The sequence below is a fragment of the Halomonas sp. BDJS001 genome (assembly GCF_026104355.1).
Classification (GTDB): Bacteria; Pseudomonadota; Gammaproteobacteria; order Pseudomonadales; family Halomonadaceae; genus Vreelandella.
Window position 1 is genome coordinate 3,041,620 of record NZ_CP110535.1, and the last position, 12,312, is coordinate 3,053,931.

Consider the following 12,312-nt stretch of genomic DNA (forward strand, 5'->3'; position numbering starts at 1 on the left):
GCATCAACGGTTTAATACAATCGTGCTGTGGTCTTCCCAGTAGACATACACACTGTCTTCCCAGGTAGGTCGATCACCGCGACGCTCTGTATTGGCCATACTGACTTTAATGATTTGACCCGATTGGGTGCGCACGTAGTAGAGTGAGAAACCGCCTAAATAGGCAATATCATCCACCTTGCCAGCCGCCCAGTTGTACTCCGTAGTGGGTTTTTCACGGGTAAGCCAAATCTTCTCAGGGCGCAGCGCGACCCAAACCCGCCGATCGACCGCCTGAGTGGTAATACCGTGGTCAATATAAATGGGGCGCTCAAGTGCGGGAGCAACGATGCGGCAGTGGTCGGCAGCGTCTTCGATAATCTCACCTTCAAACAGGTTCACCGTACCGACGAACTCCGCCACCATACGGCTCACCGGGCTTTCATAAATATCGATAGGTGAGCCTATCTGTTCGATCCAGCCATCGGCCATAATCGCCACACGGTCAGCCATGGTCATGGCCTCTTCCTGATCGTGAGTCACCATAATGCAGGTCACGCCCACCTGTTCGATGATCTCCACCACTTCTAGCTGCATTTCAGTGCGCAGCTTCTTATCCAGCGCGCCCATGGGTTCATCCAGCAGTAGCAGCTTGGGCCGCTTAGCCAGCGAGCGAGCCAGCGCCACCCGCTGGCGCTGACCGCCAGAAAGCTGATGGGGCTTGCGTTTGGCAAAGCGTTCCATATGCACCAGCTTCAGCATCTGCGCGACCCGCGCGTCGATATCCGCTTTGGGCAGCTTGTCCTGCTTTAAACCAAAGGCAATATTCTGCGCCACCGTCATATGCGGGAATAGCGCATAGGACTGGAACATCATATTGATAGGCCGCTTGTGAGGAGGGATATCGGTGATATTTTCACCGTCTAAGACAATGCGGCCCTCAGAAGGCGTTTCAAAGCCCGCCAACATTCGCAGCAGGGTTGATTTACCCGACCCGGAACCACCCAACAGGGCGAAAATTTCCCCACGCTTAACCTGCAAATTGACATCATCCACCGCCAGCGCATCATCAAACCGCTTGCTTAAGCGCTTTACTTCCAGCACCACATCTTCAGCAAACCGCGGGGTTTTACCCTGGGGGCGCGACGAAGAAGGCGTGATTGGCGAAGCAGATGAAGGCTCGTTCGATAGGGACGTAGTGACCATTCGCCACTCCCATCAAAAGGCCCGGCAGTCCGGGCATTAAAAAGACGAACAGCGAGTCTGAGCATCAACCCCAGACTCACCATCGGATAAATGTCGGTTTAACGACCAGACTTTACGCGATTCCAAATGCGCGTACGTGCACGCAGCACATCTTGAGGCTTTTCAGCCTGCACGTATAGGTTTTGCATGACCTCGGTTTCCGGGTAAATAGCCGGGTCATTGATGATCTCTTCAGAGAGGTACTCATCGGCCGCCGCGTTAGGATTGGCATAGCGTACGTACTCGGTAATTTCAGCGGCGATTTCAGGGTCGAGGATAAAATTAATAAAGGCGTGAGCGTTTTCAGTATTCGGCGCATCGGCGGGTACCGCCATCATGTCGAACCAGAGCGCGGCGCCTTCTTTGGGAATGCTATAACCGATACTGAAGTCACGTCCGGCTTCCTCAGCGCGCTCAGCGGCTTGGAAAACATCCCCTGAGTAGCCTGCGGCCACGCAGATATCACCATTGGCCAAATCGGATACATAGCGCGAAGAGTGGAAGTAGGTCATGTCGTCGCGCACTTCAGCGATCAGTTCACCGGCGGCTTCCAGATCGTCGATATTCTCACTCAGTGGATCTAAGCCCAGGTACGCCATGGCGGGAGAGAGCATCTCATCGGCGGAATCCAGCATCGACAAGCCGCAGCCCGCCTCGCTTAACGCCGCGGTTATTTCCAGATCAAACAGCAGCGCCCAACTATCTACCGGCGCGTCGTCTCCCAAAATTTCTTTAACGCGATCAATATTATAGCCGATCCCGTTGGTGCCCCACATATAAGGAACCGAGTATTCACTACCGGCGTCGATGGTTTCCAGATTGGCCATCAGTTCGGGATTAAGATTGTCTAAATTGGGCAGTAACTCATGGTCAAGCGGCTGGAAAACACCGGCTTTCACTTGGCGGGTAAAGTAGTAGGTAGAAGGGACTACCACATCGTAGCCGGAACGCCCGGCGAGCAGTGCAGCATCCAAGATTTCATTGCTGTCATAAACGTCATAGGTCACTTCAATGCCGGTACGCTCGGTAAATTTTTCCAGCGTTTCCGGAGCAATGTAGTCTGACCAGTTAAACACCCGCACCTCTTCGGCGTGGGCAGCGCTAGCCGCTGCGGCGAACGAGATGGCCGCAACGGCCGCGGAAAGTTTGTGGATGTTCCCCATTATCACTGCTCCTGTTGTCTAACCTATTCACGTAAGAGTTCAGCATTCACTCAACCATTCAGCCAAACGTCTTGCCTCGTGCTTTTTACCAAGTATGCTCTGCCGCTGCCCGAAGCAGCCGTCAGCGGCTAACCATAGCGTAGGCCATAATGCTGACCGTGCGAATTTTGCGGTGCAGTGACGCCTACCGCAAGCCAATGTGGAAAATTCTTGTATTTTGCCCTAACGACCCCATTAAGTAGTTTGTAAAACCAGCATTCTCATTATTCGCCAATAGGGCAATGCTATTGACTGGATGGCTTTTTTAATTTTAGACATTAGTCTCTAGCCGTTAGTATTAGCCTTACTTTATAGACCTACACTCATGACAACTGGAGATTATCTGAATGTCCTTGATCAACACTGAAGTAAAGCCGTTTAAAGCCACTGCTTATCTGAATGGCGAATTCGTCGATGTGACTGAAGCGGATCTGCAAGGCCAGTGGTCTATTTTCTTCTTCTACCCGGCCGACTTTACTTTTGTTTGCCCCACTGAGCTGGGCGATTTGGCCGATAACTACGCTGAGTTCAAGAAGCTGGGCGTTGAAATCTACAGCGTTTCAACCGACACCCACTTTACTCACAAAGCGTGGCACGACAGCTCTGAGACCATCGGTAAACTGCAGTACCCGATGATTGCTGATCCGACGCTACAGATTTCTCGTAACTTCGAAGTATTGATTGAAGAAGCAGGCCTTGCAGAGCGCGGCACCTTTGTTGTCGACCCCGATGGCAAAATCCAGATTGTTGAAATCAACGCGGGCAACATCGGCCGTAATGCCGAAGAGCTACTGCGTAAAGTGAAAGCCGCTCAATACGTTCGTGCCAACCCGAACGAAGTGTGCCCGGCTAAATGGAAAGAAGGCGAAGAAACACTCGCGCCCTCGCTGGATCTCGTAGGCAAAATCTAAACTGCCCACGGCTGCCAATCGGACATTTTTTAACCCTCTAGTAGCTCTTTTGGCAGCGCGACACCCGGGCACTAGCCCGGGTGTTTTTTTAAGAGCACGTTTTAAGGGCACTTTTTACTGCGTGTCCTGTGATCAAACACCGACATGTTTACTGCGAGGAAGCGACCGTCATGCTGGACGCCAATTTAAAATCCCAGTTAAAAGCGTATCTGGAAAAAGTGACTCAGCCGTTCGAGATCGTTGCCTCCCTCGATGACGGTGCCAAGTCACAAGAACTACTCGGCCTGCTTGAGGATATCAGCAGCCTGAGTGATCAGATTACCCTACACAGCGATGGCCAGGACGACCGCACGCCATCGTTTGCGATTAACCGCCCGGGTGAAGAAACTGGCGTGGTGTTTGCCGGTATCCCCATGGGCCACGAGTTCACATCGCTGGTGTTGGCGCTGCTGCAAGTCGGCGGCCATCCGCCCAAAACCTCTGATGAGCTACTCGACCAAATCAGAGCCCTCGATGGCGAGATGCTTTTCGAGACGTACTACTCACTCTCCTGTCAGAACTGCCCTGACGTGGTTCAAGCGCTTAACCTGATGGCTATTTTCAACCCGAACGTGCGTCACGTCGCTATTGACGGGGCACTGTTTCAGGACGAAGTTGAGTCGCGGGAAATCATGTCGGTACCGAGCATCTATCTAAACGGTAAACCGTTCGATCAAGGCCGCATGACCCTTGAACAGATTCTGGCTAAGGTAGATACCGGTGCTGCCGAACGCGACGCCAAAAAGCTCAGCGAAAAAGCCGCTTTCGATACGCTCGTCATTGGTGGTGGCCCCGCAGGCGCTGCGGCCGCCATTTACTCAGCGCGTAAGGGCATTAATACCGGCGTTGCCGCTGAGCGCTTCGGTGGGCAGGTGGCTGATACCATGGGGATCGAAAACTTTATCTCTGTTTCCCATACCGAAGGCCCCAAGCTGGTAAGCGCGCTTGAAGAACACGTAAAAGAGTACGAAGTCGATGTCATGAACCTTCAACTTGCCACGGCGTTTAAAGCAGCCGAGGCAGAAGGTGGACTGCACGAAGTTACCTTTGAGTCAGGTGCGACGCTTAAGAGCAAAACCCTGGTACTGGCAACGGGTGCCCGCTGGCGCGAAATGAATGTACCCGGCGAACAGCAGTACCGCAACAAAGGGGTGGCTTACTGCCCTCACTGTGATGGCCCGCTGTTCAAAGGTAAGCGGGTAGCAGTCATTGGCGGTGGTAACTCTGGTGTTGAAGCAGCGATTGATCTGGCGGGTATTGTCGGCCATGTGACGCTCATAGAGTTTATGGGCGAGATGCGCGCCGACGCAGTACTGCAGAAAAAGCTTAAAAGCCTGCCTAACGTCGATATCATTCTCAACGCACAAACCACTGAAGTAACGGGCGATGGCAGCCGCGTTAACGGTTTGAACTATAAAGACCGCACGTCTGATGAGAGCAAATCCATCGCGCTGGAAGGCATTTTTGTTCAGATTGGTCTAGTGCCTAACACCGAGTGGTTGAAAGGCTCTCCGATTGAAATGACGCCCCGCGGTGAGATCATCGTCGATGCTCACGGCATGACATCCGTGCCCGGCGTCTTCGCCGCGGGCGATGTAACTACCGTGCCCTACAAGCAGATCATTATTGCCATGGGCGAAGGCGCCAAGGCATCGCTGGGTGCTTTCGACTATCTCATTCGAAACTGATAGTGGCGAAGAAACGCCCGCTGACATGTTGTCAGCGGGCTTTTTAGTGGAAGGAAGCTTCGCTCGCGAAGCCCTTGGCTATTCGCCTATGCTAATTACGAAGAAGACGGTATCTCACCCAACACCTCAGGGATCGTCATCTTCACATAGCGCCCTGGCGCAGGCTCAATCACCTTGAGCTCACCGTCACCGGGTTGGCGCACAGGCACCATTTTTTCGCTATCGGCATAGCCATTGTCGGTCATCCACGCCTGCCAATGGGGCCACCAGGAGCCCTCTTGTGCCGTAGCGCTTTCCAGCCACTCTTCGTGGGTTGCCGGTAACGCGTCGTTAGTCCAGTAGCCATATTTGTTTTTATGGGGCGGATTGACGATACCTGCGATATGCCCCGAGCCACCTAACACAAAAGTAACCGGCCCCTTGGGAAGCAAGGCCCCGTAGTAGGTACTGTTCCACTTGGCAATATGGTCTTCTTTGGTGGACACAAAGTAGCTGGGCGCCGAGACCTTACGCAGATCAATTTTCACGCCATCCAGCTCAATGCCACCGGGCTCAACCAGACGGTTTTCCAGATACATATGGCGTAAGTACCATGCATGCGTCCCAGCAGGTAAGTTAGTGCCATCAGTGTTCCAGTAGAGCAGATCAAAGGCGGCGGGCGTCTCGCCCTTCAAATAGTTATTAATGTAAAACGACCAAAACAGATCATTCTCACGCAGCAAGTTGAAGGTATAGGCCATGGAGCGCCCATCAAGATAGCCCTTCACTTCTAGCGTTTTTTCGATTCCTGCAACGACCCGATCATTTAGAAACACGCCGATGTCGCCAGGATCACGGAAGTCCTGCAGCGTGGCCATATAGGTCACCGACTTTACTTTGCGCCCTCGCCTAGTGCTGGTGAGGTATGCCACTGTAGAAGCCGTTAACGTGCCTCCAACGCAATAGCTGAGTAGGTTAACCGACTTCTCGCCGCAGGCCTGCTCAATGGCTTCTATCGCGCTAATCGGCCCCATCTGCATATAGTCGGCCCAGGTGATATCGCGCTGTTCCGGGCCAGGGTTACGCCAGGAGATCAGAAACACCGTATGCCCCTGATCCACCAGCCACTTCACCATGGAGTTATCTTCACGCAGGTCAAGGATGTAATACTTATTGATCCACGGCGGCACCATTAGCAACGGCGTTTTAAAGGTCTTTTCCGTCGTTGGCGTGTACTGGATCAACTGGATCAATTCGTTTTCGTACACCACCGAACCGGGTGTTACGGCGATGTTTTCGCCCACGCCAAAGGCAGCGCGGTCTGTCATGCGTACATTAATGCCTTCACCAGAGTTACCTAAATCTTCACGTAGACGGGCCAAACCATCCACTAGGTTTTGACCACGGGTCTCAATAGTGCGCCGCATGACCTCTGGATTGGTGGTTATAAAATTAGTAGGCGCCATCGCGTTAACCAACTGGCGCGCATAAAACATCAAGTTACGCTTCTGGGTTTCATCCAATCCACTTAAGTTCTCAACCAGCTCTTCCACCATCTGCGAAAACAGTAAGTACTGCTGCATAATGGCCATGTAGTGCGGATCTTGGATCCAGGCTTCATCTTTGAAGCGGCGGTCACTTTTGGCCGGGGTAATCAGTGGTGTGACTTGCTCTCCCGCCATGCCACGGACGGCTTGCTGCCACAACAGCCATTGGTCTTGTAGCAATCGGCTCTGGGTCTCCCACAACAGGGTAGGGTTCTGCATTAGCGACTGCGCGGCCGCTTCAAAGCTTTCGCGCATATCACTGTAAATTGAATCGGCGGCTTCACTGGGTGCAATACGGGAAAGCAGATCCTGCATCAATCCTTGGTACTGTTCGCTAATCTCTTTAAGCTGATTATTCCAGGCTTCAATCTCTGCTGGAGATAGCCCTTCAGGCACTCCTTGAGAAAGCCCTTGCGTAAATCCTTCGCCTAGCCCATGAGACAGACTTTCAGAGAGCCCTTGCGATATTGCCTGGAACGGATTGTGCCACGCTGACTGCATACTTATTCTCCCTACGCCTATCTTCAGGCGCACCGACCGCTTTGGCTATGTAAGCATATATAAATTTAAGCTTATAAATGCATCGCGGCGCCCTTGGGCGCCGCGATGATGTCACTAATCAGCTCTTACGCGAGGACTGACTAGAGGCTTTGGCAGGCTGCTCGCTTTTAGTAGCCGCCTTGGCTTGCTCGGACATTTGCTGGCCAGCCTCGCTGAACATCTTTTCCATTTCAGACTTAAACTGCAGGCTCATCTCGCTCATTACGCGTGCGTCTTCCTGCATCTGCTGGGACAGCTCGTTCATCATTTCAGCTTGCTTGGTGCCGAAATCGCGCAGGCTCTCTGCATCTTGAATCTCGGTAGCGCTACGAATGCGCTCGGTACCCATCTGGCTGTAGCGCTTCATGGCTTCCAGCTGGTACTGGGTCATTTTTTCCATGTTGTTGAGCATCAGCGAATTAATTTTACGCATGGGCTCAAACATTTGCTTAGTTTGGGCGTTGAAGGCGTCCATCATATTGTCTTGCATAGTGTCTGCTCCTGTTTAGTTCCTTGGCATGAGCCTTGGAGTGACTCATCGTGATGTAGCTGGTCTTACTTCACCTCGACTTGCTGCACTGCAAAAAGAGTAGTCCTACACATGCTGCATTGCAACAGCGATACCGTTTTAAGCCGCAGCATCCGGTAACGCTACAACAACGGCTCCGCATGACGACTCTCATCGCTGGTAGCGACCTTTACCACGTTACCAATCGCTTACAGCCCACTTTCACAATCTATCTTTGCCCGTATATCGTTACCGATTTATGAATCACTGCGTTTGGATGTTGAACGTGTGCTTGAGCCTGAACGGGAGCGTGACGACGCTGTCGACTTGGCCTTACCACCACTGCTACTACTGGCATTTTTATTGGCACTATTCGCCTTGGCACTCGCCGCACTGCTTTTTGCGCTGGTGTTACCGTGGTGCTCCGCCTCACTGCCCTTTGCCGAAGACGCACTGGCATTAGTGCTTGCGCTGCCTGCTTGGCGCAACATATCAAGCATCATTTGCTGATAAGTGCCAAAGTTGGCTAGCCCTTGAGACAGTCCTTCAGAGAGCCCCTGAGAGAGACCTTGCTGCATCATCGGCTGCTGCAGAAAAGGCCGCATCAGACTCATAGGGTCGTAGCCCTCGACGCCAGACTCCATCTGCCGTTGAATATTTTCCAGCAGGTTTTTCTGGAAAGCTTCGACATCCGGCAGTCCCAGCGATTGGCGAAATTCATCGGGAGTAAGATCAAACTCAACGTTAATCTTCATAGGCGGCTCCTGCACGGCTTTTCATGACTGATTCTCATGCATTTGTTTTATTTGAGTGTAGCAGCGAACTGCAAACCTCACCGTATTGCGTTAGCGCTGGGTTAAACGCGGCGTATCAACGCTCACCTCTCCATTTTGTCCACGCTGACGCAGCCAGTGATCCAACAGCGTAATCGCCATCATCGCCTCAGCAATGGGCGTTGCGCGAATACCCACACAGGGGTCGTGACGCCCTTTGGTAATCACCTCCACCGCCTGACCATGGATATCAATAGAGCGCCCTGGCGTGGTGATACTGGACGTCGGTTTTAGCGCCAAGCGAGCCACAATGGGCTGGCCGCTGGAGATACCGCCTAACACGCCACCGGCATGATTGGAGAGAAAGCCTTCGGGCGTCATCTCGTCACGGTGTTCACTGCCACGCTGGGCGACACAGCCAAACCCTGCACCTATCTCAACCCCTTTTACCGCATTAATACTCATCAAACCATGCGCCAGATCAGCATCCAGGCGGTCAAACACCGGCTCGCCCAGCCCTACCGGCACGCCTTCGGCAATCACGGTGATCTCAGCACCTACCGAGTCCTGATCGCGGCGCAGCTGATCCATATAGGCTTCCAGTTCGGCTACGCGCTCCGGGTCGGGGCAGAAAAAAGCATTTTGACCCACCGACTCCCACTGTTTGAACTCAATCTTGATCGGGCCCAGCTGGCTCATATAGCCGCGAACCTGTACGCCTTGGGCAGCCAAATACTTTTTGGCGATCGCTCCGGCAGCCACCCGCATGGCAGTTTCACGGGCACTGGAGCGCCCGCCACCACGATAGTCCCGGTGGCCATATTTATGGTGGTAGGTGTAATCCGCATGCGCTGGCCGAAACTGCTCCTTGATTTTTGAGTAGTCGTTGGAGCGCTGGTCAGTATTCTCAATCAACAGGCCAATAGCGGTGCCGGTAGTCTTACCTTCAAACACCCCGGATAGGATACGCACCTGATCAGGCTCTTTGCGCTGGGTGGTATGCCGTGAGCTGCCCGGCCTGCGGCGATCCAGATCATGCTGCAAATCGGCTTCGCTTAACGCTAGCCCCGGCGGGCAGCCATCAACGATCGCGCCTAGCGCAGGGCCGTGACTCTCACCAAACGTTGTGACGGTAAATAGTTTGCCAAAGGTATTGCCAGACATGGCGGTTAGTTCCTCACTGGAAAGACGCCGCATGGGCGTCGAGTTCAGCGGCGCTCAAAGCAAATACGCCCTGGCCGCCACGCTCGAATTCAAGCCACAGGAAAGGCACGTCGGGAAACGCTGCTTCCACATGGCGATCAGAGTTGCCGACTTCTACAATTAGCCAGCCCCCATCGGTTAGGTGTTCCCGCGCTTCGCGCAGTATGCGCCGCACAATATCCAGGCCATCGCTACCTGCCCCCAGCGCTAACGAGGGTTCATGGCGAAACTCAGCAGGCATGGTGGCCAGGTCGCGGGCATCCACATAGGGCGGGTTGGAGACGATGAGATCAAAACGCCGACCTTCCAAGCCGCTGAAGACATCCGACTCCATCGCTCGCACCCGATCCCCTACATCGTGGCGGGTAATATTTTGCCGTGCCACAGCGAGGGCATCCTGGCTGATATCGGCCAGCGCCACTTCGCAAGTGGGTAAGTAGAGGGCTGTGGCAATGCCAATACAACCGGAGCCAGTGCATAGATCCAGCACGCTGGCGGGCGGCTCTTCGGGGAACCAGGCGGCAAAGCCATCTTCAATCAGCTCGGCAATCGGCGAGCGCGGTATCAGTACGCGCTCATCAACGCTAAACGGGTGACCCGCAAAGAAGCTCTCACCGAGCAGATAAGGCAGCGGACGACGGGTGGTGACCCGCTCCCGCGCCAGGGCAATAATGCGCTGGCGTTCAACGGGCAGCAGCCGCGCCTCTAACACACTGGGGTCAATATTCCACGGCAGATGCAGCGCGCCTAAGCAGAGCGCCACCGCCTCATCCCAGGCTGAGTCAGTGCCATGGCCATAGTGCAGCCCCGCCAGATAAAACTCGCTTGAGACCCAGCGCAGGTAGTCGCGTAGGGTAAACAGCTGGCTCACCAGCGACGACTCCGACAGGGAAAGGGTTGAGTGTGAATGCTCAACGTTTAGATGCGTGGTCACAGCGGCTCCTGGTTAACGGTACTCATGGCAATAATGCGTTATACGTATTACGAATGAAAAGATTGTACCTTTCACTTCGTCCGGTTCACAGCAACGCTCAGCCCGCTATACTGTGCTCCTTTAACTGATTCACTTTTTCTACCACTTGAGCCTGCCCATGACGCGACGCCGCCACCTGCCTAATGATGACGATATCAGTGCCTTTCGCGACGCTTTGAAGGCGGCGGGGGTACGCCCTATCGCCACCAATCAGGCAGACCCTGGCAAACCAAAGCGCGACGATAAGGCCCATGAGGCGCGGCGCCATGCGGCAATAGAAAGCAGTCCCCCCCAATCCAGTGGACGCACCTCGGATGGCCGGGTGGAAGCCGTGCGCCCCTCCGAGTATCTTGAGTTCAGCGTGCCCGACTTGCCGTGGCGCACATTTAGCCAGTTAAAACGCGGCCAAACGGCGTGGCAAGCGGGGCTTGATCTGCATGGCTATACCCTGGAGGAGGCGCGTGCGGAGTTAGAGAGCTTTTTACGCGATTCGGCTAGCCAGGGTCTGCGCTGCGTACTGGTGGTGCACGGCAAAGCCTGGGGCACTACGGCGGATTTTCCTGTGCTCAAAAGCCATACCAACGCTTGGCTGCGGGAGTGGCCGGGAGTGCTGGCATTCTGCTCGGCCATCGATATTGATGGCGGCACCGGGGCGGTGTATATATTACTCCGCAAGCGGGGCCAATAGCCCTCTACTCGGTTGCGTCGGACGCAATGCTGGGCATGCGTCGCTCCAGCGCTTCATCCGCCAAATGACGGCCAAGCCGAATCAAGTCTCGGCCCCGGTAAAATTCATAAGTGCTACACACCGTTTTGGGGATTTCGATCAGCACATCGGGCGGGTACCCTGCCACCTTGTATTTGGCCAACGCCGCCTGGGTAATATCAAACGACTCCAAAATCATATCTAGCTTGCTCCACTCGCGCTTACCGCGCGCTTCAGTGGTTTCCTCTAGCTCTTCGTCGTCGCCCTCCCCGTTTGCGACATCGACATTAGCACCAAGACCTGCCCACAGTTTTTGCGTAGCGGCGCGCACATCGCCGATCCAGCGCCCCATGCGTTGATCACGGTCGATCTCACTTTGGGTGCGACTATCGGCGGTTTCCTCCTCTTTAGGCAGTAACTCCTCTAAGGTCACCGGCAATGGGCTATGGGCAGTCACATTAACTGCGACCACAAAATCCGCCTGGTGGGCGGCGACCATAGGCATGATCGGCAGTGGGTTGAGCAGCCCGCCGTCCACCAGCACCTGATCGCCAAGATGAACCGGGGTGATAACGCCCGGTACGGCCATGGAGGCACGAATCGCCTGCAGCAAGGGGCCACTTTGAAACCACACTTCCCGCTGTCGCACCAGGTCTGTCGCTACCGTAGTGACGGGGATCGGCAGGTCTTCGATGAGAATATCGCCGACCAGTGCCTCCAGTTTGCTCATGACTTTGCTGGCACGCATCGCCCCCATAGAGTTCCAGGTGACATCCACCAGTTTGAGCACATCCAGGTAGTCGAGTTGACACACCCAGTCGCGGTATTCAGGTAGCTTACCAGCGGCGTAAATACCGCCGATCACGGCGCCCATTGAACACCCGGATACCGCAACGATCTCAAACCCTCGCGCCTCCAGCGCTTCAATCACACCGATATGGGCGTAGCCGCGGGCGCCACCGCTGCCCAGCACCAGTGCGACCTTTTTGCCACTACTCAAATATGCCAATTCATTCATA

11 protein-coding genes are annotated in these 12,312 nt (G+C 54.3%); 3 read left to right on the top strand and 8 right to left on the bottom strand.

Annotated features, from left to right (window positions below; all coding sequences use genetic code 11):
• Positions 1 to 3: 3 nt before the first annotated feature.
• Both potA and OM794_RS14130 read right to left on the bottom strand, forming a co-directional pair.
• On the bottom strand, positions 4 to 1,185 hold the full coding sequence (gene potA, locus OM794_RS14125) for a polyamine ABC transporter ATP-binding protein (protein ID WP_226250750.1): 1,182 nt from the start codon (positions 1,183 to 1,185) through the stop codon (positions 4 to 6).
• Between the two features lie 98 nt (positions 1,186 to 1,283).
• The gene (locus OM794_RS14130; protein ID WP_226250749.1) at positions 1,284 to 2,387 is read right to left on the bottom strand and encodes a polyamine ABC transporter substrate-binding protein; all 1,104 of its coding nucleotides are present in this window, start codon (positions 2,385 to 2,387) and stop codon (positions 1,284 to 1,286) included.
• A 386-nt stretch (positions 2,388 to 2,773) separates the two neighbouring features.
• Between OM794_RS14130 and ahpC the strand changes: the two genes are divergently transcribed.
• Positions 2,774 to 3,337 (top strand): alkyl hydroperoxide reductase subunit C, encoded by a 564-nt coding sequence (ahpC, locus tag OM794_RS14135; RefSeq protein ID WP_226250748.1) that lies wholly within the window; start codon positions 2,774 to 2,776, stop codon positions 3,335 to 3,337.
• Between the two features lie 170 nt (positions 3,338 to 3,507).
• The gene (gene ahpF, locus OM794_RS14140) at positions 3,508 to 5,064 is read left to right on the top strand and encodes an alkyl hydroperoxide reductase subunit F (RefSeq protein WP_226250747.1); all 1,557 of its coding nucleotides are present in this window, start codon (positions 3,508 to 3,510) and stop codon (positions 5,062 to 5,064) included.
• 95 nt (positions 5,065 to 5,159) lie between these two features.
• On the opposite strand, the gene phaC is transcribed toward ahpF, so the two are convergent.
• The 5 genes from phaC to prmB all read right to left on the bottom strand — a co-directional run bounded on the left by phaC (position 5,160) and on the right by prmB (position 10,548).
• Positions 5,160 to 7,091, bottom strand: coding sequence for a class I poly(R)-hydroxyalkanoic acid synthase (gene phaC, locus OM794_RS14145; RefSeq protein ID WP_226250746.1), 1,932 nt, complete (start codon positions 7,089 to 7,091; stop codon positions 5,160 to 5,162).
• Between the two features lie 118 nt (positions 7,092 to 7,209).
• A complete protein-coding gene (locus OM794_RS14150) occupies positions 7,210 to 7,620 on the bottom strand; it encodes a phasin family protein (protein WP_007113285.1) in 411 nt (136 codons plus the stop codon).
• A 275-nt stretch (positions 7,621 to 7,895) separates the two neighbouring features.
• Positions 7,896 to 8,393 (bottom strand): hypothetical protein, encoded by a 498-nt coding sequence (locus OM794_RS14155; RefSeq protein WP_226250745.1) that lies wholly within the window; start codon positions 8,391 to 8,393, stop codon positions 7,896 to 7,898.
• 90 nt (positions 8,394 to 8,483) lie between these two features.
• A complete protein-coding gene (gene aroC / locus OM794_RS14160; protein ID WP_226250744.1) occupies positions 8,484 to 9,575 on the bottom strand; it encodes a chorismate synthase in 1,092 nt (363 codons plus the stop codon).
• Between the two features lie 13 nt (positions 9,576 to 9,588).
• Complete coding sequence (gene prmB, locus OM794_RS14165) at positions 9,589 to 10,548, bottom strand: 50S ribosomal protein L3 N(5)-glutamine methyltransferase (protein ID WP_226250743.1); 960 nt, start codon at positions 10,546 to 10,548, stop codon at positions 9,589 to 9,591.
• Between the two features lie 157 nt (positions 10,549 to 10,705).
• Here prmB and OM794_RS14170 point away from each other — a divergent pair, with 157 nt between their 5' ends.
• Positions 10,706 to 11,275: a Smr/MutS family protein gene (locus OM794_RS14170; protein WP_226250742.1), complete on the top strand. Its 570-nt coding sequence runs from the start codon at positions 10,706 to 10,708 to the stop codon at positions 11,273 to 11,275.
• Positions 11,276 to 11,279: 4 nt separating this feature from the next.
• Here OM794_RS14170 and OM794_RS14175 read toward each other — a convergent pair whose 3' ends face one another.
• A complete protein-coding gene (locus OM794_RS14175; RefSeq protein WP_226250741.1) occupies positions 11,280 to 12,311 on the bottom strand; it encodes a patatin-like phospholipase family protein in 1,032 nt (343 codons plus the stop codon).
• Between the last annotated feature and the right edge of the window lies 1 nt (position 12,312).